Origin of the sequence: Thalassoglobus sp., from assembly GCF_048270125.1 — a bacterium.
In the GTDB taxonomy this organism is placed as follows: domain Bacteria; phylum Planctomycetota; class Planctomycetia; order Planctomycetales; family Planctomycetaceae; genus Thalassoglobus.
The window spans coordinates 236,383-260,122 of record NZ_JBLWTN010000005.1 but is presented as its reverse complement, the minus strand read 5'-3'; the positions used below and the strand labels follow the sequence as shown (position 1 = coordinate 260,122).

The 23,740-nt window shown below is 60.1% G+C and carries 21 protein-coding genes; 3 read left to right on the top strand and 18 right to left on the bottom strand.

The features are described from left to right. Positions 1–90 precede the first annotated feature (90 nt). Positions 91–1,455, top strand: a complete 1,365-nt coding sequence (locus ACN0YR_RS08850) for a transposase (protein WP_417848842.1) — start codon at positions 91–93, stop codon at positions 1,453–1,455. Here the strand turns inward: ACN0YR_RS08850 and ACN0YR_RS08845 are convergent. The 9 genes from ACN0YR_RS08845 to ACN0YR_RS08805 form a co-directional block, all read right to left on the bottom strand. Continuing rightward, positions 1,442–4,453, bottom strand: a complete 3,012-nt coding sequence (locus ACN0YR_RS08845; RefSeq protein ID WP_417848841.1) for an ATP-binding protein — start codon at positions 4,451–4,453, stop codon at positions 1,442–1,444. The two genes, ACN0YR_RS08850 and ACN0YR_RS08845, sit on opposite strands and share 14 nt — an antisense overlap. A 69-nt stretch (positions 4,454–4,522) precedes the next feature. Beyond that, on the bottom strand, positions 4,523–5,137 hold the full coding sequence (locus tag ACN0YR_RS08840; protein ID WP_417848840.1) for a DUF4194 domain-containing protein: 615 nt from the start codon (positions 5,135–5,137) through the stop codon (positions 4,523–4,525). Then, positions 5,127–6,608 (bottom strand): DUF3375 domain-containing protein, encoded by a 1,482-nt coding sequence (locus tag ACN0YR_RS08835; RefSeq protein WP_417848839.1) that lies wholly within the window; start codon positions 6,606–6,608, stop codon positions 5,127–5,129. Before ACN0YR_RS08835 ends, ACN0YR_RS08840 begins: the two co-directional genes overlap by 11 nt. Positions 6,609–6,988: 380 nt before the next feature. After that, on the bottom strand, positions 6,989–9,868 hold the full coding sequence (locus ACN0YR_RS08830) for a glycosyltransferase (RefSeq protein ID WP_417848838.1): 2,880 nt from the start codon (positions 9,866–9,868) through the stop codon (positions 6,989–6,991). Beyond that, positions 9,865–10,566: a hypothetical protein gene (locus tag ACN0YR_RS08825; protein WP_417848837.1), complete on the bottom strand. Its 702-nt coding sequence runs from the start codon at positions 10,564–10,566 to the stop codon at positions 9,865–9,867. The genes ACN0YR_RS08830 and ACN0YR_RS08825 overlap by 4 nt, the downstream gene beginning before the upstream one ends. Beyond that, positions 10,566–11,327 carry a polysaccharide pyruvyl transferase family protein gene (locus ACN0YR_RS08820; RefSeq protein ID WP_417848836.1) on the bottom strand — a complete coding sequence of 254 codons (762 nt, stop codon included), beginning with the start codon at positions 11,325–11,327 and terminating at the stop codon, positions 10,566–10,568. Before ACN0YR_RS08820 ends, ACN0YR_RS08825 begins: the two co-directional genes overlap by 1 nt. Beyond that, positions 11,314–11,964 (bottom strand): 2OG-Fe(II) oxygenase, encoded by a 651-nt coding sequence (locus ACN0YR_RS08815; RefSeq protein WP_417848835.1) that lies wholly within the window; start codon positions 11,962–11,964, stop codon positions 11,314–11,316. Before ACN0YR_RS08815 ends, ACN0YR_RS08820 begins: the two co-directional genes overlap by 14 nt. After that, complete coding sequence (locus ACN0YR_RS08810; RefSeq protein ID WP_417848834.1) at positions 11,945–12,586, bottom strand: glycosyltransferase family 2 protein; 642 nt, start codon at positions 12,584–12,586, stop codon at positions 11,945–11,947. Before ACN0YR_RS08810 ends, ACN0YR_RS08815 begins: the two co-directional genes overlap by 20 nt. 2 nt (positions 12,587–12,588) lie before the next feature. Next, the gene (locus ACN0YR_RS08805; protein WP_417848833.1) at positions 12,589–14,808 is read right to left on the bottom strand and encodes a hypothetical protein; all 2,220 of its coding nucleotides are present in this window, start codon (positions 14,806–14,808) and stop codon (positions 12,589–12,591) included. 68 nt (positions 14,809–14,876) lie between these two features. On the opposite strand from ACN0YR_RS08805, the gene ACN0YR_RS08800 reads away from it, so the two are divergent. Beyond that, on the top strand, positions 14,877–15,395 hold the full coding sequence (locus ACN0YR_RS08800; RefSeq protein WP_417848832.1) for an SMI1/KNR4 family protein: 519 nt from the start codon (positions 14,877–14,879) through the stop codon (positions 15,393–15,395). Positions 15,396–15,403: 8 nt separating this feature from the next. Here the strand turns inward: ACN0YR_RS08800 and ACN0YR_RS08795 are convergent, their stop codons facing one another. From ACN0YR_RS08795 to ACN0YR_RS08780, 4 genes are all read right to left on the bottom strand, one after another. Then, the gene (locus ACN0YR_RS08795) at positions 15,404–16,015 is read right to left on the bottom strand and encodes a hypothetical protein (RefSeq protein ID WP_417848831.1); all 612 of its coding nucleotides are present in this window, start codon (positions 16,013–16,015) and stop codon (positions 15,404–15,406) included. 82 nt (positions 16,016–16,097) lie between these two features. Continuing rightward, on the bottom strand, positions 16,098–16,481 hold the full coding sequence (locus ACN0YR_RS08790; protein WP_417848830.1) for a hypothetical protein: 384 nt from the start codon (positions 16,479–16,481) through the stop codon (positions 16,098–16,100). Between the two features lie 62 nt (positions 16,482–16,543). Further along, on the bottom strand, positions 16,544–17,335 hold the full coding sequence (locus ACN0YR_RS08785) for a hypothetical protein (protein WP_417848829.1): 792 nt from the start codon (positions 17,333–17,335) through the stop codon (positions 16,544–16,546). 9 nt (positions 17,336–17,344) lie between these two features. Further along, the gene (locus ACN0YR_RS08780) at positions 17,345–19,684 is read right to left on the bottom strand and encodes a phage tail tape measure protein (RefSeq protein ID WP_417848828.1); all 2,340 of its coding nucleotides are present in this window, start codon (positions 19,682–19,684) and stop codon (positions 17,345–17,347) included. A gap of 114 nt (positions 19,685–19,798) precedes the next feature. On the opposite strand from ACN0YR_RS08780, the gene ACN0YR_RS08775 reads away from it, so the two are divergent. Further along, positions 19,799–19,951: a hypothetical protein gene (locus ACN0YR_RS08775; RefSeq protein ID WP_417848827.1), complete on the top strand. Its 153-nt coding sequence runs from the start codon at positions 19,799–19,801 to the stop codon at positions 19,949–19,951. 2 nt (positions 19,952–19,953) lie between these two features. Here the strand turns inward: ACN0YR_RS08775 and ACN0YR_RS08770 are convergent, their stop codons facing one another. From ACN0YR_RS08770 to ACN0YR_RS08750, 5 genes are read right to left on the bottom strand one after another with little or no spacing between them, the layout of a single operon-like run. Then, the gene (locus ACN0YR_RS08770) at positions 19,954–20,469 is read right to left on the bottom strand and encodes a hypothetical protein (protein ID WP_417848826.1); all 516 of its coding nucleotides are present in this window, start codon (positions 20,467–20,469) and stop codon (positions 19,954–19,956) included. Between the two features lie 19 nt (positions 20,470–20,488). Next, positions 20,489–20,929 carry a phage tail tube protein gene (locus ACN0YR_RS08765; protein ID WP_417848825.1) on the bottom strand — a complete coding sequence of 147 codons (441 nt, stop codon included), beginning with the start codon at positions 20,927–20,929 and terminating at the stop codon, positions 20,489–20,491. Between the two features lie 40 nt (positions 20,930–20,969). After that, positions 20,970–21,311 (bottom strand): thermonuclease family protein, encoded by a 342-nt coding sequence (locus ACN0YR_RS08760; protein WP_417848824.1) that lies wholly within the window; start codon positions 21,309–21,311, stop codon positions 20,970–20,972. Positions 21,312–21,328: 17 nt separating this feature from the next. Further along, on the bottom strand, positions 21,329–22,120 hold the full coding sequence (locus tag ACN0YR_RS08755) for a hypothetical protein (RefSeq protein ID WP_417848823.1): 792 nt from the start codon (positions 22,118–22,120) through the stop codon (positions 21,329–21,331). Positions 22,121–22,175: 55 nt separating this feature from the next. After that, positions 22,176–23,717: a trypsin-like peptidase domain-containing protein gene (locus ACN0YR_RS08750; protein WP_417848822.1), complete on the bottom strand. Its 1,542-nt coding sequence runs from the start codon at positions 23,715–23,717 to the stop codon at positions 22,176–22,178. Between the last annotated feature and the right edge of the window lie 23 nt (positions 23,718–23,740).

The following is a 23,740-nucleotide window of genomic DNA, read 5'->3' as shown; positions in this document are numbered from 1 at the left end:
GGGTGCAGGGCTTTCAGGGTCTTGCTGTTTTGTGTAGACCACGGGAATTACTCAGGTTGACATCCACTTGATCGCAGGGAGGCGACTGGTATGAGTGCGGAGAAATTGTTGCAGCGTTTTATTGCCAAATGTCCGTTCGCTGTCTTGACGCAGGTTGCGATTCGGGGCTTGTTGCGGGACGAATTGGATCAGGTCTTTGCAGCCAACCGCTCGCGACAGTACGTCAAGGAGGCGTTGTTTTCCGATGTGGCGCTGACCGTCGCGGATGTCACGCTGGGGTTGGCCCAATCGTTCCACCAGGCTTACGCCGAACACAAACAGCGACTGGGAATTTCGCTCAGCAGTTTTTATGAGAAGGTGAGGATCGAGCTGCCGATTTCCGAGGCGGTTGTGCGCGTGTCTGCCGAACGGGCCGCCCAGTTGCAACAGGAACTGGAGTTTGTCGAGTGGGACGTGTTGTCGGGCTACCGGGTGTATTCGGTGGACGGAAATCACCTTCAGGAAAGCGAGAAACGTCTGGGGCCGCTGCGCGACGCCTATGACGCACCGCTGCCGGGCACGACGGTGGCCCGCTTCGACCATCAGCGACAAGTGTTTGATCGCGCGTATCTGCTGGACGACGCGCATGCTCAAGAGTCGACCCTGCAGGACCGCATTGTCGCCGACCTGAAGCCTGACGATCTGTTGCTGGGGGACCGTCAATACTGCGTGTTGAGGTTTCTGCACGGCATCGACGCGGCCCAGGCCGCCTTCGTCATTCGACAGCATGGACGCTTCAAGGGAGTGCTGCAGGGTGCACCCCGCCAAGTCGGACAGACGTCGCGCGGCACGGTCTCTGAACAGGAACTTCGCACCAGCGACCGGGACGACGCCCAGGTCATGCGACGGATCACAATCACACTCAACAAGTTGACCAAAGACGGTGAGTCCGAGGTCCACCTGTTGACGAATGTGCCAGCGGAGGTGAATGCCCTGACGATTTCCGAACTGTACCTGGTGCGCTGGGAAGAGGAGACCGCGTTCTACTACCTGACGACGACCCTGACCTGCGAACTCAAGTCGATCGGGCATCCCCGGGCCGCCTTGTTCCTATTCTGCATGGCCATGCTGGCTTTCAACGTGCGGCAAATCCTCTTGGCCACATTGTACGCCACGCACGATGAGTCGAGTGTCACGGAGGTGAGTCACTTTCAAATCTCCGTCGAGGTCCGGCGCTACACCGACGGCATGCTGGCCGCCATCGACCCCGCCCACTGGCCCCAACTGATCCCCGCAGAACTCCCCGCACTGGCCCAACGCCTGCGCGAGATCGCCACTGCGATCCCACTGTCAAAGTACGCCAAAAGTCATCGCGGCCCCAAGAAACGAAAACCAAAACCACCCCAGCCAAAACGCAAGAAAACGCACATGTCAACAGCCAAAGCCCTCGAAAAAGCCAAACTCAAAACACCCTGAAAGCCCTGGACTTGAGGGTGTGCCGATCGATGACTTCCGCAACGAAGTCGAACCAGCGCCGCACGTCGGTCACCTTGTCGCGCCAGCGGCGGGTGTCGTCGTCCTGGAGCCGGACGATCAACTCTCTGATGCGCAGGAACCGGGCCTCGTTGGCTTCGGCACTGTCGTCAAAACTCTCCTCGACGCAGTCGCGTAACCGCGTCTGGAAATCAATGATCTCCGCGTCGCGAACCGGACGCGGTTGCAACTGAATGTGCGTGTCCGGGCGATATTCAAGCTTCTTGAGCGAAAGGTTCAGCAATTCGATCTTGTCTTCAATGACGCGACGCTCCTGTTCCAGGCCGTTTCGGAATACGGCAATCTCTTCAATCACTTTCTTGTTCAGGCGTTCCTTGAAACGCTGTTCGTGCCGCGGTAGGTCGTCCTCCAGAATGCGCTGACGCAATTCGAGAAATCCATCCAGGTAGTCGATGGCGCCTCGCAGTTCTGCGGATTCTTCCGGACAGAATCGGAGAAACCTAGCCATCGCATCGGTCAGTTTATTGCGGATCGGCTCGATCAATTCCCGAATCCGGGCAATCTGTCGATCCTGCCGTTCCCGCCACTGCCGTTGCATTTCGAACAGCGTTTCCGCAGTGAGCGGCGGATCGACGAACACCGCATCGAGATCAGCAAATGACGCTCGGTGGGCTTCCAGCGACCCCTCGGCCTGACGTCGACGCAGATCGTTCTCTGCGTTCTTAACCAACTGCTTCGCCTTAGTGATGTCATCCTGCAATAGCCGTTCGTCGCCAATCAGTCGACGTTCACTCTGCTGAAGTAATTCGCATCGAGCTTCAGCATCCGTGAGCCTTTGCTTCAGGACTCGCAGGGCATCGGACTGGCTCTCAATCGCCCGGCGTTCTTCCTCAAGTTGTCGAATCTCCAGGTCGTGTGTCTGGAAGTCGATTTCGCTAAAACTCGTGATCTTCTGAGCCGACTCGACGGCAGTCAGTTTCGACTGCAAGTCGGATGCCAGTCTTTCCAATCGCTCCAGTTGGGACGTCAAGGAGTGATCGGACTGCGATAATCGTTCGATCTCCTGAGCGAGCCGGAGTTTCTTTTCCCGGTTGTCCCAACCCAGCACAAAATTGCGCGGGTCGACGACGTGATCGCGGTCATCCTTCTCGTGACGCTGACGACCAGACTTCACATGGCGATTGCGGGTCATCGCCAATCCGCGGGTCGACTGAAGCTCCTCAATGGAGTCGCAGCACGCGTAATCAAACCGCTCGATGAGTTCCGCCTTGAGCCAGGGGAGCAGGCTCTGCCCTTCGCGAAACACCAGTTTGTGAATCATCGAGTGACGACCGGCTGCCCCGGTGGATCGACTCGCCTCTTGCTCCGCGACGCGCAGATACACCAGCCGCTGTCCGCGTCCATGCGCCGTCAGTCGCGTGCGTTCGATATGTGTGGCCACCAGCGAATAGAACCGATCGGGCACAAGGAGGCTCAAGGCCAGGCCGTGCAACACTTTCTCAATCGAGGCTTCCCAGTCCGTTTCCTCTGGGCGAACCTGCATCAACTCTGCGGCGAATGGCAGGTCACGAATCGCCAGGCCGAGTTCATCGCAAAGTGCGCCTCGCAACTGGACGGACCACTCGGGAATGTTTTCCCGACGACGTTCAAGCCCGGTGAGTTCTTCTCGCATTTCGGTGAGTTGTTTTCGCAATTGTCCGCGTTCAAGAACCAAATCCTGGTAACGCTCTCTGTTTTGCCTGGCTTCGGCTTCAAATTGAGACCGGAGTGAGGGGAGCCGTGACTGCACCTTGGTCAGATCAGACTGATCACAAATCTCCGCCTCGATCCCCAGTCTGCGGAGTGCATCGTGGAAGAACTGCGATGCCTGACGCTTCCGCTCACCGCGTTCCTGCTCGATGTCGATCAGTCGTGGAATCTCTTTCAATCGATCACCGCCGACCTGATCAATCTGATTCTGCAACGACCTGCAATTCACCTGCAGTGACTTGATGTCTGTGGTGAGCGTTTCGCGATGTTTTCGGACCCGATCGCATTCATCGACTTTGTCCGCAATCAGAGGGACGAATAGATCGATCGTCCGCTGTGAAAAGTACGCGGCAGACGCTGACTGGAGCCTTTCCGCCCGTTCCAGCGTTTCGGCCTGCTCACGATACTCGCTGCCGATGCGGGCGACAGGCTCCAGCAGGTCGCGCTGTTGCCGAGCCTTGACCAAACTGTCATGAGCCTCGCTGAGTTGCGTGAAGTGTCCCAGCAGACAGTCGACCTTCTCGCTCCAGTCATGTGCCTCCAGCATGTGATCGCGGATGAAATCGTTGAGTTTTTGAATATCTTTCACGGCGACCGTTTGATTAAAGACCTCCATCGCCTTGGATTTCACGCGTGTCGTTCGTTGAAACCAGCCTTCATATTCCTGAAACGTTTTGGTTGCCCGCAGGCCCCGCTGCTTCAGCGTCTTGAGAATGGCCTCCGACGATTCCAGTTGACTGAAATCGTCCTGGATGGACCGTTCGTCTTCCGAAAAGCAGTACACCTTGTCTACGCTCTGGTCGGAAGTCAGATACAGCACCTGCGCCACGGTGAAAGACTTCTCGACATCCTCGTTGCGAAACGTCGCCAGAATGACCGAATACCGGTCTCCCTTTTGACGGAGGTACTTTACACGAATCCCCTGGCCCTCTTCGTCGCTCCCTCGGTCATAAGCTCCCAGCAGATACGAACGCTCGTCACGTTCCCGTTTCTTTGCCCCGGCAGCCACGTTGAAATTTCGCACACCAGGACGCACCAGCAACGTCAGGAGGGCATCGACGAGCGTCGATTTCCCCGAGCCGTTCTGACCAATCAACAGCGCAGACATTCCTGCGGGCCGCGCTGAGTAAATCTGTCCGTCGAACGTACCCCAGTTCAACAGTTCCACTTTGTGAAGACGGTATCCCTTGGCATGCGAGTCCGCAAATGGAAGATGGGAATGATTTGCCATGGTTGGCCTCAAGTGATTTCTGTCAGTTCAATTCCGCTTTTCTTAATACCAACGGACACGGCACTGTTCCTAATCGTCGGCGACAGCATCCGTCCCCTGTTTGCGATCGATGGCGGTCTTGAGCTGCTCGTGGAGATGTTCCAGGACATCAGCCGTCAATCGCGCCTTGAGAATTCTCCGTACCTCCCAGCTCAGTGGCTCTTTTCCGAATCTCCGCACGAAGCCAAGATCTTCCAGCTTGTGCAGGGTTGTCTGAAGATCACGCTGCTGCTTGACCTCGTCACTCTGGCTGGGGAAAAAGGACTTCCACGATTCGAGCAGGTCGGTCTCCGCCACCACGCAGCGGGCGTCATGCGTTTCTTCTTCTTCATACCGCCTCAGCGCCTCTCGCAGCAGCACGGCCAGGACGGTCTGTCCAAAGCTGAGACGGGACGTGCGAAACAGCTTGGGAATGGCGTCGTAACCAGCGGGCAGGTCCTCTTCGTGAAACTGCCGAAGGTACGCCAGTCCTTCCGCTTCATCGACGATCAGTTGCAATCCCAGGCGAGCGGCGAATTGCTCGACCTGAGAAGTATTCGACATCAGCAGGTCCCAGACTCGCCCGTCCTCCTGTTCAACCACGCCCTGAAGCAGACGGACTGCCGCCACACTCCAATCACGAAATTCAGGATAGTCACCCCGCATGGCCGTTCCTCCTGGGTGGCAGAAATGTCACTCGCGGGACAGTGACCACGTAACCGTGGTCCTCGGCTTCGTTCGCCGGGATGACAATCGACTCCTTTGTCACCGGATCAATCAAATGTCCGTCTTCACTGGCAATCTGCAAATATCCAACCAGTTCGACGACTCCTGAAGTCACTGGGTATCGAGCCACCAATTCCGTCAGTGTTGGCGTTTCGTCGGTGGCCAGAAGGTGGCGGATGTGGTCGCGCATCTGGTGCCAGTCAAGATGCTTCAGCGCCGCAAAGTCCTCAAAGACGCCGCGTCGTTCATCGGCATCGGGCGTGAAACAATCGAGTTCCACGGACTCAAATCTCGCTGGCTCAACCCAGAATGAGCGTCGGAAGGGAGACTCAATATTGACTGCCAGCTCCAACGCGACACCCGGTTCCTCAGCGCCCGTTTCTCCGCCATATGAAATGGCTAATCGTTGTATTTCCTGCAGCAATCTGGCGACTCGCTGCCGTTCCGCGAAGGCCCGTGCATCCAATAGCCGACGCAGAGTGGCCGACAGGCGCTGGTTCGTCCGCATCACTTTCTCTGCTTCATTCTGCAGAAGCGTGACCATGTTGCGAACGGTCTCCAATCCCTCCCGTTGCTCCAGAAGTTCCGGAATCCTGCGGACTTCGCGAATCACTTTTTCGAGGCGATCAATCTGGCTGGGCGATTGAATCAGGTTGAAGAACTCGTAAAAGCTCACTCCCTGGTCTTCCTGTTTGAGGAGATCCTCGGCATCAAGTGCGAACTCAAGAATCATCCCTCGGCTCTCCATGCCCCCCTGTTGCCGTTTCTGCACCTGCAATGTGATCTCGCGAAACGAATCCTCCACAGCACGAAAGTCTCCCTGCAACTGTCGCAACAGTGAGACAGCTGTAGAGAATCGCTCACGGATTTGAGCGGGCTGGTACTTCGAGATTTGCCCATCCCGTTCGATCTGTTCAATCTCCGCCTGCAGTCGATCGCGCTCCGCGCGCAGATGGGCCAGCCGGATTTCGGGGTCGTCCGATGCTCCGATCACCAGGTCGGAGAGTGTCTCGATCACGAGTTTCAGTCGTGATTCGGTCCCCACAAATCCCAGATCCCGGTCCAGCACGCGATCCAGAAATACGAACACATCTTCCGTGTGCGGAGTCAACTGATAGACGGGCTCATCGCGTCCCGCTTCAAGAAATCGTTGCAAGTACCTGGACTCAGGCGAGCACCACTGAGTTAGATATGCCTCCGGCTTGTCTGTCATGCGGCCAGGATGAGACTCCTGCAACTCGTCCAGATAGAGAACCAGACTTGCGATCAACTCGGAATGCGGTACCACAATCCGACCGGGCTGCTTGAATTGCTGCTCCAGAAAATCAACGACAAACGGGGCGTTACGAGCCCGCAGCAGGCTGAGCGCCGGAGATGTCTCAAAATAAACTTGCAGCTTCCCCAGACGCATGAACGGACGCCTCCACATTTCCCTATGGCGCGTCCCGTTCCATCAAGCACATGCCAACAATCCTGAGCCATTCGACTCAGCCCTCTCCCATATCTCGCAATCCTACACGTTCAAAAAGTATACAGAACGTCCGTGTGGGAAGGGTAGAACTGAATTGTGTGGATGGTGGTGAATTTGCCCCGTGACGGCATAACACTCGCGATCCAACATCTTCGCGCCGTGTGGCCAGATTACCGAATCGTCACGATCGTTCAGCCAACCTGCGAGATGCGGGTCAGGGTTTGCACTCAAGTTCGAATCAGAAACGACGATGCCCCGCATCACATTACTGCAGACGCGGGGCATCATTTGGGTGATTTAAGTCTACAACTTTGACGGCATCAGTCTTTCGTAAGCTGTACGTCGAGGGCTCCGATGTCGATCGCCTTGCGTCCCGCCTGACGTGTATGCTCGCAGAGGATCGCCGACAGTGAACCGGCGGAGCAGAGGAGCAGATCCCAGTCAGCCGAAAACAGTTCATCTTCGATTCGTTGCCGGTGACGACGTTTGGGCACCGACTTGTCGGGGCACTGAACCTTCGCTGCGACGGACCATGTGACGTCTGATCCGCCGCTGGCTCGCACAAACGCCTCATCGAGGATTCGTGTGGCGAGTTCGTCAGCGTGGCCACTGACGATGGCAAGTTGCTTGCCTTCCAGCAGTAACCACCAGAGGTCTTCGTCGAGCAGTTTGTAAACCGCGTTGCAGTCAACCTTGCGCTTGCGGCTGCGTGCGTAGCCGAATCCCTCTGAATCGATGGTGATGCCGTGGGCAGCCAGGGCTGCACGCGAGAACCGCTCGGCAATGTCCCAGTTGTACTGAACCAGCCAATGCGGGGCGTTGCGACAGGCCTCGTCGAACAGTGGCCAGAGTTCGTCGCGATCTTCAGGATGCAGTCCACTGGTGAGCGCCAGCGCATCGAGCCAGCGGCGATCAACGCCGGGAATTCGGACCAGCCCATCGTAGCACCACCAGGCGACGTCACCGTCGGACAGTCCCCAGATCGCGGCGGGCTCCGGACCGTTGAGTGTGTCAACGATCCACTGGCAGGCGTCACGCCCTTTCAAGAACCCGGCGCGGTAGTCACTCAGGTCCGTAGTTTCCCATGACTCCGGCCAATGATCCCAAGTCATAATCGGCCGCGTGTCGTTTTCCAGATGCTCGCACTCGGCATCCCAGCAGACCTTGGCCTGCAGGCCCGTTGCCTTCAGCCGCTCGTAGAACGCTGGGTCGAAATCGACATACGGCTGCTGCCGCGCCGTGAACACTGCGTCGCGGAATACGTCGCCCCGAAACAGTGTGCAGCCGAACCCATTCCCTTCGACGAGGTCGTAGCGCAGACAGGGCTCACCATCTTCGTCAACGATCGCTTCAGGCTGCGGTCGTTCCTCGATGATCTGTCGCCCTTCTTTCCAGGCGACGTAGCCTTTGTGGAACCGGGACGGATACGGCGCAGCGACAGAGGCGACATGGTGATCGAACCCGCGCAGCAGTTTCTCAATGACGTCGTTGGGCGGGATGACATCGTCTTCCAGTGTCAGCACGTAGTAGCCGGTGACCTCCCGAGCCAGCCGGTTATAGATGCGGGCGGCTGCCATCCGCACCGCGTCGAGAGTCGCTCCGTTGTCACGCGGGGCGTCGGCCAGACCAGGGATCGCCACGGCTTCCGTCCTATACCGGACGTCCGCGTAGTCGCACTGGCTGATCCAGCGCCGGATGCGGCGTCCGAACCGCGCATCCTGACTGGTGTCGAGCAGCCAGAGTTTCACCTGCGAGTGGGGCCAGGTCTGCTGCTCCAGGAACTGTTGGAACCGCGGCCAGACTGCACTCCGTCCCGACAACGCTACGAACAGCGTGATTGTCTCCGTCTCCATTGCCCGCTGATTGAAATAGTTGGCAATCTTGTACTTCGAGTTCGTGCGGTTGGCCTCGTGCCGACGGTAGCCGTAAATGCCTCGCTGCTTCCTGGCCTTCCAGCCCTGCTCCAGGATCTTCCGCCAGGCGAGCCAGTCTTCGTGGGAGCAGAGCGAATCGCAGGGGACCTCCAGCGCCCGGCTCATCTCCAGCGCTTCACGTCGCACGATCGAACCGTTGTGGACGTAGTTCAGTTTCCCCATGTCCGCGAGTGTGATCTCTTCCGGCTCTTGGTGACAGCGGTTCCAGTCGCCAAAGTAGTCCACATCGGAGTAGACGATCCCCACGTCGTGCCGATCGAACCCCGCCAGGCCTCCCCGCAGGTAGTCGGGAGCCAGCCGATCATCGGCGTCGAGGAAGCACACGAACTCGGCGCTCGTCGCCTGCAATCCCGACGACCGCGATTGTCGGGGGTCGTGATGGTCCACACGCAGATATCGGACACCCCGATCAGCCCAGCGGGCGATGACGTCAGTCGTGTTGTCGGTCGAAGCATCATCGACAACAACAATTTTATCCGGCCGTCGGCTCTGCCGGATCACACTTTCGAGGCACTCATCCAGGTAGTGCCCGTAATTGTGCGCGGTGATGATGACCGCCAACGTTGGCACAAGCTGCACGCTCACCTGCGGGCGCGGGCCGATCGTCGTTCGGCACCAGAGCGTCAACGATGTCGCATCATCCTTGAGCCATTCCAGATCGCGCCAGCCGCAGTCATCCAGCATGCGGACCAGTTCGGATCGCTCCGGCCGGAACGATCGCGACCGCAGGCCGCCGACGCGATCGGTGGGGTTCTCAGTCGTGAACCGGCCCCGGTAGCCACGATGCTCTGCGTCGGCATCATCGACGACGTGCGTCCAGAGGAGCATCTCGGGCGCAACCTCGGCACATTGCTGCAGCAAACGGGCCGGATCGGAGAGGTGATACAGCAGCCCGACGTTGAAGATCACGTCACACGTCCCCAGCGCGGCGAGGTCTGAGTTCTCCAGATCCTGCTCCAGGAACAGCGTGTTCGTGATCCCCAGTTCTCGCTCGATGAACCGTGCCCGTTGCAGATGCTCACGACGGGCATCGACGCCGACGACATGCCCAGCGCGCCGGGCCAGCGGGAACGTGCGGCCTCCCTCCATGCAGCCGAGTTCGAGGACGCGTCGCGCCATCGGTGCCCGATCGATGAACGCTCGCAGCAGCGGATCGTCCTCGCTCACTTCGTAACTGCCGCCGATGTTCTGGCCGTGCAGCCTGAACCGCGTGGTCCAGGGACCAAGACGATCGTAATCCTGTTTCCAGTCCTGTCTGTCGATCATAGTTCCTCGCGATCGATGGTCGTTTCTTTGTGGGGATGGCTGACAGCGACGTCGATATCGTCGGGGACCGGCTCGCGCCAGCGGCTGTAGATTTCGGAGTAGGCGATCTGTGGAATGCCGAGTTCCCGACTGCAGTAGGCGAAGATCCAGTCGGTTCGAATCAGGCCGTTTCGCTGAATACCATTCCAGAGCGGTTCGTTGAGCGATCCGTCCGGGTGCAATGCCCAGGAGCGTTCGGGCTGCGTCAGGATCGGATCAGTCAGCAGTCCAGAACCGAGCAACCTCTGACCGGCTTGTCTCGTGAACCCCATGCAGCCTCCCTGTATCGGCAGGCAGTCGCCGAACATTGCCACCGGTTCATCAGGCAGATACCGGAAGCGGCGATGGACACGAGCATCGGGGTCAATCTTGAACAGATACTCGGTCTGCATCCCCCACAATGAGAACACCCGTTCGATCATTCTCCCCCCATTGCGAAGCGGATAGAGCCGGTCACAGAAGTGAAGTTCGACGTCGAACAAGTTGCCGAGAGATGCATACCGCAGGTCTCGATCACCATCCGAAACGACCAGCACGCGGGAAAGGGGGAAGTGTTGTCGCAATCGTCGAAGACACGACTCAGCCCGGGCGAAGTCTCGATAGACCTGCATGTGAAACGTCAGGTCAGCGTCAGTGTATGCCGTGCGAATCCCAGCCATCAGGAGCCTGCCTGATCAAACGGAAAGTTCTGTCGCATCACGTCGAGGTCGAAATCGGCTTCAGTCAGATGCCAACGGCAGGCCTGTAGGGAGCGCTGATCAACGTGGGGCAGGGGGACAGGCTCGGGACACAGGTTCTGAGAGATAAGGTAGTCACGAAACTTGGTGTCATCGCCGAGGGGGTGATTGGAGAGTTTGATCCAGGCCGCTTTCAGACCGAAGGCGTGGGCGGCGATCAGTCCATGCAGCGACGAGGACAACACAAACCGATGCTGGCAGAGCCGTCGACAGAACTCCTCGGGAGGCAGCGTCGGCGAGATGACAGTCACGCCCGACACGTCAGGCAACGGGGCTTCGCGGTAATGAGGAACGATGCACCAGTCTCTTGATGGGCTGCCTTCCGGTGGGAAGAGTTCCCGGATGAACGCCGCCGGATCACCCCAGACGGCGGGACACTTCACTCCCGAAGCTCGCACAGCGGCATAGGTCAATGGCCCACGCACCATGCGGATGTCAGCATGGCGGTTGACGTGAATGTGCCAGTTGAGCGTGCCAGTTCCCCATACGACGGTGAACGGATTGGCCACTTGGATCATCGATCCGATGGCAAAGAGATGCGGCTCGGCAATGTCGCCAGTGGTATATCGAGGTTCGATGCCAGCAACATGGCGGACGATCAATGGGGAGATGGCATCGCCGAAGTTGCCATTGTTGTGAACCCAGTGGAGCAACACGTCTTCTGACTCCTCAACGGGCACCATTCATGAACTCGGCACGTGAACGATGTCCATGCACCGTCGACTTCCGCCAGTAGAACGTGGCCAGCGTCTTGCGGGGTTCGGGGCCAGTGTTGCGGGCCACAGCGTGAAACGAGATGTCGCTCGGTTCGAACAGGACCAGCCGGTTGAATTTTGGCATGATCCGTTTCAGACACTCGCGGCCGTCGGCGCTACCGAGTTCGAACTCTCCTCCCCAGTCAAGCTCCCACTCCGAGTTCACGAACAGGATCGCGTTGCAGGCCCGTTGCCAGCCGGTCAGTGGGTGATGGTCGCTGTCGAGATGCACGCCGAGACTCGCGCCGGGTGGGGACGTGTGCAGCCCAGCGCCGTGACAGTTCCAGTCGGCGAATGTGTCATCCAACCCCATCAGTTCACCGATCCGCAGACAAAGCAGCCGTCGGATCAGTTCGGTACAGGCCGGCGGGAACCGCAGCGGGTCTTTCGTCGCGAGCTTGCCACATTCGTACCGATGCCAGAACGGCCAATTGGTGTCCGGCCATTCGAATTCGGCAGCCCGGACCAGTTCCGGCTCGGCCCAGTTGTCGATGATCAGATGCCGGAACGGAAACTCAAACCGCCCCGTCGTGGAGACTTCAGGTTCAGCGGTAGTCGTGGACATATTTGTAACGCTCCGGATCAGGGATGACGCCGCCGGCGATCGAAACGATCGACGGGACGGAAGCGAGCTGGTAGCCAGCCGCCAGACAGCGGCGTGAGAGATCAACGTCGCAGAACTCGAACGGGAACCGGTGACTGAACGCGAATTCCCGGAGAAATTGTGTCCGCGCCGACCACACTCCACCTTGTACGTGGATCTGAGGTTCAATGATGTCGGCGGGGACGCTGGCGACGCGATTGAATTCACAGGGTTGGACGTGACCAGCCAGAGCGATTGATTCGTCGGCGAGCGGCGAGATGAGGTCGGTGAGCCAGGTGGGATCATTGATGAGGCCGTGCGAGGCACAGCAGTAGACGAAGTGCCGGCCATGCGCCTGCAGGGCTGCAGTTTTCAGCGCTCCCGCCAGATAAACGTTGTAGCCCTGATTCCAGAGGAACCGGACCCGTTCGTCTTCCGCCGCCAGCCGGACCGCCTCCATTGTCGGCGCTGGGGAGTTGTCGACAATTAGGTATTCGCCGGTGAGGCTGCAGGCAGCGAGCGAACCAAGCACGTCGCGCACGATCGCCCCGGTCCGGCTCCAGTCCGGCTGGTACAGCACGGTAGTGAACGTCACTTCGAGCACAGTCAATCGTCCTCCAGCTGCGGGTCGTAACTCTCGGGGTCGTAGCACTCGGCCAGGCCGTCGTAGGCGACGCAGGCCGACTGATCGAACTCGAACATCCGGCCGGGCCAGGCTTCCGCGCCCCAGCCGGTCGGCTGCCACACGTCCTGCCACTTTGTGGTCGCAAACGCATCCCGATTGCGAAACCAGAAGAACGTGCCGGCGAAGTGCCAGGGAGACTCGCTCTGGCCGTCGGGATAGATGCGAGGCTGCTCGGAATGCTGTCGGCGATGCGTGCCAACCACCGCGTGATCGATCAGCAGCTCGGCAATCCGTTCCCAGTCATCGAGCAGCTCGTGGTACATGGCGTTCCGCCAGTACCGCGAACCGAGCGGATCACCCAGACAGAGCACGTCTTTGGCGACGCCCTTCGCGTGCGCATAGAACGTGGCCGCTTTGGGATCAGGATCGGCCACACATTCCAGCAGCGGAAGGAACGTGGCGTTCTCGCGCAGCTCGCGGGAGTTCGGCCGCGTGAGAATCTCGACCTCATGAGTGCCGAACGCCGCACGGATTTCCTGCGGCGGTACCAGATCGTCACCGGTCGCCACGGCAATCACTCGACGGCCGTTGAACAGCGTGATGCGTTTGAGCAGCTGCCGGACATTGCGAAGCCAGATGTCGTTCGTGGCGAACGGGGTGAGGTGATAGATCAGATGACGCGTGGTGATCTTCGATTGCGGTCGCGCCACGTTATGCAGATGCCGGCATTCGCAGGTCCAGTCGACGATTCGTCGCCAGTGCTGCGGCAGTTCCATGAAGAAACGCACGTCGTAGTGCGTGTGTCCGGGCGGCAAACAGAAGATGTGGTCCCGCAAGACTTCGGCTCGGGCCACCAGGCAGCCGAACCCGCTGCCACGGATGTCGTGGACCTGCGGACGGTCGGGGAGTGGCGGGGCCAGCTGATGCACGCCGTTGCATGCGGGGCCATTGGGAGCTGCCACACGTTCGCGGGACCAGATCAAATACCGACCATCAAATCGCGAGCGATACGGCGCGGAGACGGTGGCCACATTCTCATCGAATGCCTGCAGCAAGCGTTTGAGCACGTCATCGGGCGGAATCACATCGTCTTCGAGGATCCACGCGAAATCGGTCGTGATGTGTTCCCGCATCCGGTTGTAGATCCGGCACAGGATCTCGTTGACGGCGAGCAACTGCTGGTCACGGGGTGCGTCGGCCAGTCCGGAGGTTGGAACGTCGAGCGAGAACCAGTGGGCGTCGTGATAATCGCAGCGCGCCAGCCAGGTGCGGACCGTCTTGCGGAATCGGGTGGAGCGACTGGTATCGCACAGGACGAGGCGAATCTGGTTGTGCGGCCACGTCTGCTGTTCCAGGAATGTTCGCAACTGCGGCCAGATGTGTTCGCGGCCGGAGAGCGGGACAAACAGCGTGACGATTTCGTGCTCAAGTTGCTGGCGGTCGAAATACTGCTGCTCGCCGTCACCACGCAGGAGAATCGGTGTCGTGTGTCGGGCGACCTCCCAGCCGGAGCGACTGAGGTCACGCAGCAGTGCCGGGATCGTCAATCCGGCGTGCCACAGCGGAACCAGCGCCGAGCGTTGCACCATCACGGTTGGTGCCGCCAATCCAGAGCGGGCAAGTTTCTCGTGCGTGACGCGATCGGGGTACTGCGTGCGTCCACCGGTCTCGAGCAGCTCATGATCGGAGAATGTGGCGGCGATCCGGGGACTGGCCAACATGTCGAGCGCGGACCGACACCAGTCCCGCGTTAGCAGTGTGTTCGGATCGATCAGCAGGAGGTGTTCGGAGCGGGCATCCAGCGGCGATCTCACAAACCGCACCGGCACGCGGCGGATCGGCTCGGTGATCTTCTTCAGTCGCCGTTGCGGTTTACCAACCAGCAAAATCTCCGCCGGTGCCGGTGACTGTCCCAGCACTGACATCAGCAGTGCATCGAGCGTGGTCGGATCAGGCTCCGCAATCACGACGCTGTACGGGGGACGCGCAGGTGCCGGATTGGCAATTGAGGTCAGTGCAGGCTCAGTGGCCGTTACTTCCCCGCGCAGCAGGAGCAGCAACTCCGTTTTGTGTTGCCGCAGTTGTTCGCGAAGCTCTGCAGACACCCGTCGGCGCGGATGATATGCCAGATCATCGCCACGCGGTTCGAGCGTCACGCCGCGACGGGTCAATTCGGCCAGGAGTTCAGCGACTTCGCTCAAGTGACTTCTCTATACTTTGCGATGCAGCAGAGATGTGTTGTTGTGGTCACCAGAGGAGTCATCGGCCAATGAATATCGACGAACTTGTTGCGGACATTCGAGGAATGGAGGGCTGTTCGCTTGTGCCGCCTGCAGGTCAGCCGTCTCTGTCATCCGAGTTGGTTTTGTCCAGTGATCTCACTCGGTTCTACGAACTCTGTGGGGGTGCAAGTCTCTTCGCAAATCGCCCAAACACGGGGCCGATCCGAATTCTCGGGCCAAATGAGATCGATCGAATCGACAACATGATTCTTGGCGAGATGTTTGCGACTGGACCGTTCAGTCAGTGGTTCGCGCTTATCGATGATCAAGACGGGAACTACCTCGGTATCGATCTCGGCAAGTCACACAACGGCAAGTGCTATGATTTCTTTCACGAAACCTTTGCCATGCCTGGATATGTCGCCGTAATCGCAAACTCATTCTCCCATTTGGTGCGTCAGCTCTTGGATCACGACGAGGATTCAAGTTTCTGGCTTCAGGACGACTTCACCGCGTTTGGTGAGGCCTTTGCTCTCTACGGATATGAATCCATCGAGCCAAAGTGACCCTCGGCTCAAATCGTTCCCCACTGATCCCCGTCGCTCAGGTTGCCGATCCGCACCAGCGCCCACCGCAGGCTGCCGTAGTAACCATAGCCGTATCCGTAGCCAGAACCGCCGTAGCCGCCGCTGGGCGGTTCCTTCCAGAGAACGAATGCGCTGCCGGCGGTGTCTGTCTTCAGGCTGTCGGTCTCGCCATCCTCGATGTCGGCCCAGTCGTGTTCTTCATCGAGCACGTTGAGTCGCACGGGCGTGACGCCGCTGACGCAGGCACGTCCGATCATTCCCGAACGAAGCGGTTCCTGCAGGACCAGGAACCGGCCCAGGTGGTCGTCTTCCGTCGGCGTGATGCCGACGACCGCAATCTGATCCTGAAAACTGAACAGACTCTCGCCGGGAGTGAAGATCGGTCGGTCGATTCCGAGCACATGAAACCGCTCCAAGTCATCAGCGGTGCCGTTCTTGACCAGGATGATCCCGGTCTGCGGGAGATCGAGCTGTCGCTGGCGGGCGACGTTCTGGGTCCGGTTCCGAAAGTCCTTCGCGGCATCGATAAACGTGTTGAACGTCCCGGCCGGAATACGAAGCCGATCACCGCGCTGCACCTTTTTGAAGGGGTCGCCCATGTAGAGACCAATAAGTGCTACTCAGCGTGCGCATACACGGCCTTGATGCAGCCGGGAAAGGTGACGTGGCCGAGGCTTGGGTTTACTTAGCGTCGGTGTTGGCGACTCGTAGAGGGGCCATTTCGCCATCGACCACGCGAAACAGATGGCAGTTGTGCAGCATTGATGTCGACTCGCGTACCTGATCTTCCGTCAGTTCACACTCAACGAATGCAACACCAACCCATCCGCGAAGCGAGTTCAGCTCCTTCAACCGATCCAATTGTGCGGAACTCAACGGATGAGGAAAGCTGATTCTGTATTCCGTTCCTATTGGCCACGCCGGAATCGATCCCATGCGACCGCCGCAGTCATTTACTACGCCAGCGACGCGGCGATTCTTTGAATTCACCAGCGCATAGTCGATCGTCACAGCGACCACGCCAATGACGAGACATATTCCGAGAATCCTTGAGAACCGACGCACTGCTCACCTCCTTGCTGAATGATCTCACTGAAGGAGGTGATAATCAACATGCAGATCGAAGGTCAGATTCCGAGCCCTGCGAAGTTGGTGTAGGGATAGACCTGCTCGACGTAGGCCGACAACGGGCGTTTCACGAGCATCTTGGCATCCGGGTCTTCAACATCGGCGTAACGAATCCAGAGATAATCCCAGCCCCGTTTGGCGATGCCGGTCATGCTGCCGACGGTCAGCCCCTGGACATTCGGACTGGCGGCGAACCGGTACGCGATCTCCCAGTCTTCCTGTCCCCGGATGGAACCGGCCGCTCCCAGGAACAATACTTCTCCAGCCGCGAACCCACGGAATGGTCCGTTGTTGACGGTCCCCGTCAGATAGAACAGCGCAGCCTTGTAGGCTCCGGTGACCAGCGCGGCGTCGATGTAGTGCGTCTCGGCGAAGTTGTAGACCGGGATCGTGATGTCGACCCCTTCGACACCATCCTTCGTGACGCCGATGCCGCCGCGAAAGTTCGGCGGGAACACACCTGGTGCTGCCCAGACGCCCACCGTGCCTAGCGACTGTGTAATGTGTTGCGTCCCACCGCCCGTATCGAACGAGTAGGACGAGTCACCGGTCTGCGGTGGCTCGAACCGGCCATAACGGACAGAGCCTTCCCAGGCGTTCTCGGCGATCCGTTCGAGATGGGTCGACTGCCGGACCAGTCCCGCATAGATCGCGGGCGTCTGGGCAATCAGTTCGCTGTGGGCTTCGATGTCATCCGACGTCCCGACAACGAGGAACCGGCGATCAACAGACGGCTGTTCCCCGGCCGACTGCTCGCGCGAATCCCATTTCTCGGTGACGGTGACGGACATGAGGCTCCATTACGTGAACTGCAGGCCGCCGTGATGCGCTTCGTCCAGCAGTCGCCGCGTGTTGCGGGCGGTTTCTTCGGAGGCACGCGCGGTGCGCTCAGCATGCGAGCCTCCGCCGAGACCACGAACCGCCATTGCGTTGAACGTCCCACTGACGCTGACTTTGTCGGCGGCCGACTGCAGGCCTGATCCGGCAGCAGCGAGCTTCTCTTCCAACTGTTGCATCAGATCGGCAGGTGCGTTGGGGTCGGTCGCGTCACCGGCCTCCGCTTCGGACCGTTTGCGGGAAGCTTCTTCGAGTGCTGCCTGCCATTCGCGACGGGCGGCATCGAGCGCGGTCTGTGAGTCCTGCACCTCCGAAGCAAACTGCTGAGCATTCCGCTGGTGCTCGGCGTCCCGCATTTGTTCGAGTTCGGCGAGAGTCCCGGAGCGATCGCTGTCGATCTGTCCCAACCGGGCGCGGCGCTGCTGCTCGCGGGAGAAGATCTCCTGATTCCGTTGGGAGTCGGCCGCATTGTTCTTCCCGGCGACTTCCTCGTTGATCCGGGTCACCTCCGCTTCGGCATCGATCTCCGAGTCAAACAGTGACTTCAGTCGAACCCAGGCTTTGCGGATGAACCCGACCGCTGTATTCCAGGTTTTCGTCAGGCCGGTCGTGAACAGTGCCCAGGCATCGGCCAGGAAGTCGACAGTCTCGGTCCAGCCGGTCTGCAGTCCGGCCCAAACGTTGGCGGCGACTTCCGCTGCGCCGTAGACCGCTTCGGTCCAGACCGCCACGAAGAACCGTTTGACTTCGACCCACTGCTGGTTGAGCGCGTTGATTCCCTTCTGCCACTCCATTTTGAGCGTCAGCCAGAGAATCCGGGCAGCCAGACCGAGGTCTCCCGCCGCCAGAGCATCGCCAATCCCGCCAAATGCCCGGATGGCTGTGGATTTCAGGGCGTTGAACTGGGCCCCCAGCCAGTCGAGCGCCTGCCCACCGAGATCTGACGTATTAATAAGGTATGCGCCGAGTGCTCCGATCCCCGCCAGAACGAGGCCAATCGGCGAGAGCAGTGCCCCCAGCAGCGAGGCAACCGTGCCGATCACGGTGGCCAGTCCACCGAATCCGAATGCTACCAGCTGAATTGTTCCTCCGAGTCCGACCAGCGCCACACCGGCGGCGAGAATCCCGACGATGATCCCGACGGTGGTCAGCACGACCTGTTTATTCTCACCGATCCAGACTCCCAGTGCCGACAGAAACGAGGTCACGCCCCGAACAGCTGCCCGAAGTTCCGTCCCAAATGCTTCGCCAACGGCGATCGCTACCCCTTCCAGCGCCGACAGCAGGATCGTGACATCTCCCTTGAGCGTGTCGAGCTGCGTCCCGGCAATCCGGGAAGCGGTGCCGGAGGCATCACCCAGGGCGGCCGTTGCCTCGCGAAGCTTGTCGGCTCCCTGCGAGACCAGTTCCGCCGCCCCCGCTGCCTGTCGCGCGGGAAAGATCGTTCCCAGGACACGCAGCTTCTCGCCGGAACCGACACCGGAGAGGGCACCTTCCAGATCGGCGAGAATGTCGGCCAAAGACCGGACGTTGCCGGCCTCATCTGTGATCCGGACTCCGAGTCGTTTGAGTTCTCCTTCCGCTGCTGCCGAGGGGGATGTCAGCGACAGCAGCATCCCGCGCAAGGTCGAACCGGCCATCTCTCCCTGAATACCGGCATTCGACAGCAGTTGGATCGCCGCCGTGATCTCTTCCAGCGAGATCCCGGCCGACTTCGCCATCGGCCCGACGAACTTGAATGCATCACCGAGCATCGTCAGGTCGGTATTCGCCGTCGTCATCGCCTTGGCCATCACATCGACGGCGTTGCCGAGTTCTTCGGCAGAGAGTCCCATCCCCGCCATGATCTTCGCGGCGATGTCGGCTGCCTGGCCAATTTCAATCTGCCCGGCCGCCGCAAGGTCGAGTGTGGGACCAATCGCCGCCAGGATCTGATCGACGCTGAACCCCGCCAGCGCGAACGAACTCATCGCCTCCGCCGCCTGACTGGCGGAGAAAACCGTCGTCGCTCCGAGCCGCTTCGCTTCCTGTTCCAGCCGGGTGAATTGCTCCCCGGTTGCGCCGGTGAGCGCCTTCACGCGGGCCATCTGCGATTCGAAGTTGGCGAATGTCTGAGCGGAAAGTGCAAACGGCACGGCCGCCAGCGACCCCACCGTGAGCAGCTGACGGCCAAACTGCTGGACCGATCTCCCGAACGCTTTCAGCTTCGCCTGGGCACGACGCAGTCCCCGCACGAGCTTCGAGTCGTCGGCGAATAACTCGACGTAAGCGCGGGCAGCACGAATTGCACCAGCAGCAGGCACATTGGGTTCCTTGGTTCAGTCAGAGAATCAGTGGGAGTCGAGCGGACGGCGATCGACGAACACCTGCTTCAGGACATCCACCCCCACACGGGGCTTACGCTCATGACGGGAGCGATGTCCCTTCGTGTGTGGATGAAAATCCTTCGGTCGCGCGGCGCGGGCTTTCTTCGGATCACGATGGCAGTTCGTGATCAGCGCCAGCAGGGAAGCGGTATGGTTCCAGCGGTCGCGGGAGGCGGCGTCGGCCATCCAGCAGAGTTGCCGTAGCGTCAGCGGGCCGGGGTCGACACCGATGATGCCGGCGAGTTCGTAGCCGAGCTTCCAGACGTCAATCGGCTGGCCTCGTCGAGCGCCGTTTCGATCGCCTGGTAGAACTCCGGACTCTCCACCGCCTGCAGCGCCTTGTCCAATGTCGCCAGCTGCCGGCGTTCGGCGGCTGTCAGGACTTTCGTCAGCGCCCTTTTGAGCAGCATCCGCTTCCCTTCCGGGAAAAAATCGATGATCGCCTCGATCAGCGCCATCGAGGCCTTGTCCCCCGACTCTTCATCAAGGGCCTCACCAAACTGCTCGGCGGTAATCTCCTTCTCATCCAACTGCGGCTGCAGGATCGCAACCAGGCAATCGAACAGGACGAACGGGTCACCCGTCAGCTGCTCCATCACGTTCGATTTGGGATCGACGATCCGGGTCAGGTTGATCCCGGTCAGCGCGTGCACCCGTCTCAGCGAGGTGTAGTTGATTTCGATCGTCCAGGAGCGTCCCTGGCGGTCAGTGAATGACTTCATGCGAGATGGTTACTCCAGGTTACGTGGTGGTCATCCACTCGGGAGGATGTTCGGCGTAGGTCGGCTTCGCGGTCACGGAAACGGTGATCGCTTCTTCCAGTGGCTCGTTCCGGCTGAAGTTGGTGATCGCCATCGTGGCCCGCAGCCCCTGTGAACCAGCGGTGGCGACGTCACCATCCAGAGCGGCGAATTCGATCGGCGTGTTATTGAAGAACGCATCCTTGATCGCCGTAAACCCGGCGTCCGCCGTATCCCAGACCATCTCGAACTCGATCGAGCCATCCTTGAGCGTCGCCAGGATCGCCCGCCAGCCACCGTTGCCACGGGTGCTGGCATCGGCTTCCCCCGCTTCCACGTTCAGCGTCAGATCCTTGACGTTCTTCATCTCCTGCCAGCTGGGAGTGTCATAGCTGCTGGAGTTGCGGAACAGTCTGGCATCAAGTCCAAGCCGGACGCCCATGGTGATTGCCTCTCAATCAGGTTCGTGAAATGGTCCGTGCTCAGTACTCAGCCGGGACAGCATGTCCGGCAGCGACCAGTGCGTGGTTCAGGTTGACCTCACCGGCGATCAGTTCGGCAAGGTAGCGGCCATACTTCCCGGTGAGATCCTGCTTTGTGCGGATGGTCAGTTCGCGGTTCTCGCCGGTCAGGTCATCGAGGAGCGATTCGAGATACCGGGTCGCCGCGAGACCGCGAGGACGTTCGGTCCCACGGATCTCGGGCGCATTGATCCCGGTCAGCCGGAGCGTGGCGGTGAACGTCACGTGAAACCCGAGGTCGATCTCGGCCTCCACGGTGTCACCATCAATCACTCGTGTGATCCGGGCCCGGTACTCGTACATCGCTGATTACCTCCCGGTTACGCCGTCGGGGCCGGCGCGAACGATTCGCCAACCGGAACCGAAGTGCCGCTGCCGACGGTGCCGCTCGGACCCGACGGCCAGCGGCCGAGGACCGGCAGGTGGCTGATCGGGATGCCGTTGGTCAGGACTTCGAGGTCATCCTCGGTCGGCCAGTCGTCGAGCGGGGCAACGGTGTCGAGCAGTTCGGTGCTGGTGAACCAGGCGGACGGGTTGTAGCCGGCCAGCTGCTCTTCGCTGATCGTAAAGTCCGGCTTGGTGGCATCGGCCAGTGGGATACGGAACAGTTCCGTCGCCATCAGGCGATAGACCCGCTGCACGTACTGGCCGATCAGGCCCGCGAACGCTTCGCTGATTTCCAGCGGGCGGGCGTTCTCCTGGTGCTGCATCGCTTCGGTGAGGCCGATCAGCATCAGCCCGGCGTACTGCTTCAGCCACTGGTTGCGGACCTTGAAGTACGGGGTTGGGTAAACCAGGAACTCCTCGGGGGCCGGGAGCGCGTGCGCCGTCTCCATGTTGAGGATGTTGGCCGGCACAGCCCGCGACGCCAGGATCGACCGCGCCCGCGTGCAGAGCTTGTGGATGCGGGTCAGCGTGTTGATCGACGGCGGCGTCCGCAGCCGGGCATCGGGATGCCAGAGGATCGCCTGCAGATTGCGGCCGACCACGTCCGTCAGATAGCGGATCGTGTCGTTCTGCGACTTCGTGTCGTTGGAGAAGTTGGGGATCGCGAGGCCAAACCGGCCCCAGTCACCGACGTTGTACCAGAGGAAGGCATCGTTACCAGACATGGGCATTCTTTCGTGAAGGTGGAGAACTGAAACGGGGCAAAACTTCAGCAGCGGACTACTTCGTCGACTTCACCCCTTTCGCAGCGAGGAACTGATTGATCAGCCCCTTGATCGATTCCAGCGTCGAGACGGAGCCGGGATACTTCCGGGCCATTTCGGCTTCGGCCCAGGCGAACGCTTCAGCAAACGTGTCCCGCTCATAGGGAGCAAAACGGGTCTCGGGGACGATCGCTTGCGGAGGGGGTGGACTGTCGATCGTGACAACCGGCGGCGGAGTCACTTTCGTCGGTGGATCACGGGCTGGTTTCGGGCTGCGTCGGCGACGGAGCGTGCGCCAGACCGCAAGTCCACCCAAAATTAGACCACCCGCTCCCCCGGTCATGCCGCCGACACCGAGCCAGGTGGCGATCGAGACTCCGGTTTGGATGAGTCCGCTCAGACGATCGAGCCGATCGGCGACATCGAGCGATGTGGCGACGGATGGCTCGTCGGGAACAGTCGGTGCTGGAAGTTCCGACGCTGGCCGATCGGCGACTGGTGGCTCAACCGTCGCTGGTGGTTCGACCTCCACATCGGACCGCTGAGGTGTAGATTCAATGGGATCAGGCACCACGTCGCGTTGCGGAGGCGGCCGAGCGGCGATCTCCTGCTGAATGCCAAGCCGCACCAGCAAGTCATCCGGTTCTTGGTAGCCGGAGACGCGGACACCACCGGGAACAATGAACGTTGGTACTTCCGTCACGCCGAACCGGCTGGTCAGATCGACCTGCTTGTCGGCATCGACAAACTCGACGGAGAACCGCGTTTCCAGCTGCTGACGAAACGAGGCGTTGTTCGCGAAATCATCTTTGAACTGCCGGCAGGGACCGCAGGTCATCGAACCGAACACGTACAGGGTCGGACGGCCATCATTAGGGGGACGCTCTCGCTCGAGTTGTTGACGGACGGTCGCATACGCCTGACGGACTGCAGCCGACGAGATGAACACGCTGGTGGCGCAGTCGGTGCTGTTGAGCAAACCGCAGACTTCCGCCTTCGCGTTCAGCAGCGGGCCACCACTCCAGCCGGGACCGGTGACGAACCCGACCACATTGCCATTGAACGATCCATCGCCGTAATCGAACGTACTCCACCGCAACAACGGGCCGCTGTTCCAGCGGAGTTCGCGACGACCATTCACCTGCGGATAGCCATAAGACCAGAGCCGTTCCCCAATCTGCGGTGGACTCGCAGCGACGGTGAGATAGGGATAGCCATCCCCTTCACAGTCAAAGACCACCGGGCCCTCGGCATCGCGACTGACATACACCCGTTGGGCAGTGGATGTTCGGTCTTTGAATCGGATCGTGACCGTTGCGGGCAACTCGCAATGTTTCGCGGTCAGGACCAGACCATCGGGATCAACGCAGACTCCACTGCAGCCCTCCACCATGACGACCGCTTCGTCAACGGCATCTGCGAATGCCGCGGTGCTGCAGGTCAGCGCCAGCAGTAGGACCAGTACATCACGGGACCGGCTGCGGAGCAGCGCGCCCAGCAGCGTGCGGCAGAGCGCCGCTCCGTACAGAACAGCAGTGAAAGCAAGGAGCAGAAACAACAGCGGCCTCCGGGTGAGCGGAA

Excerpts from the sequence above, each read along its gene's own strand:
- ACN0YR_RS08850 (WP_417848842.1), top strand. The coding sequence starts at position 91 with ATGAGTGCGGAGAAATTGTTGCAGCGTTTTATTGCCAAATGTCCGTTC.
- ACN0YR_RS08845 (WP_417848841.1), bottom strand. The coding sequence starts at position 4,453 with ATGGCAAATCATTCCCATCTTCCATTTGCGGACTCGCATGCCAAGGGA.
- ACN0YR_RS08840 (WP_417848840.1), bottom strand. The coding sequence starts at position 5,137 with ATGCGGGGTGACTATCCTGAATTTCGTGATTGGAGTGTGGCGGCAGTC.
- ACN0YR_RS08835 (WP_417848839.1), bottom strand. The coding sequence starts at position 6,608 with ATGCGTCTGGGGAAGCTGCAAGTTTATTTTGAGACATCTCCGGCGCTC.
- ACN0YR_RS08830 (WP_417848838.1), bottom strand. The coding sequence starts at position 9,868 with ATGATCGACAGACAGGACTGGAAACAGGATTACGATCGTCTTGGTCCC.
- ACN0YR_RS08825 (WP_417848837.1), bottom strand. The coding sequence starts at position 10,566 with ATGGCTGGGATTCGCACGGCATACACTGACGCTGACCTGACGTTTCAC.
- ACN0YR_RS08820 (WP_417848836.1), bottom strand. The coding sequence starts at position 11,327 with ATGGTGCCCGTTGAGGAGTCAGAAGACGTGTTGCTCCACTGGGTTCAC.
- ACN0YR_RS08815 (WP_417848835.1), bottom strand. The coding sequence starts at position 11,964 with ATGTCCACGACTACCGCTGAACCTGAAGTCTCCACGACGGGGCGGTTT.
- ACN0YR_RS08800 (WP_417848832.1), top strand. The coding sequence starts at position 14,877 with ATGAATATCGACGAACTTGTTGCGGACATTCGAGGAATGGAGGGCTGT.
- ACN0YR_RS08795 (WP_417848831.1), bottom strand. The coding sequence starts at position 16,015 with ATGGGCGACCCCTTCAAAAAGGTGCAGCGCGGTGATCGGCTTCGTATT.
- ACN0YR_RS08785 (WP_417848829.1), bottom strand. The coding sequence starts at position 17,335 with ATGTCCGTCACCGTCACCGAGAAATGGGATTCGCGCGAGCAGTCGGCC.
- ACN0YR_RS08775 (WP_417848827.1), top strand. The coding sequence starts at position 19,799 with ATGTCCCTTCGTGTGTGGATGAAAATCCTTCGGTCGCGCGGCGCGGGC.
- ACN0YR_RS08770 (WP_417848826.1), bottom strand. The coding sequence starts at position 20,469 with ATGAAGTCATTCACTGACCGCCAGGGACGCTCCTGGACGATCGAAATC.
- ACN0YR_RS08765 (WP_417848825.1), bottom strand. The coding sequence starts at position 20,929 with ATGGGCGTCCGGCTTGGACTTGATGCCAGACTGTTCCGCAACTCCAGC.
- ACN0YR_RS08760 (WP_417848824.1), bottom strand. The coding sequence starts at position 21,311 with ATGTACGAGTACCGGGCCCGGATCACACGAGTGATTGATGGTGACACC.
- ACN0YR_RS08755 (WP_417848823.1), bottom strand. The coding sequence starts at position 22,120 with ATGTCTGGTAACGATGCCTTCCTCTGGTACAACGTCGGTGACTGGGGC.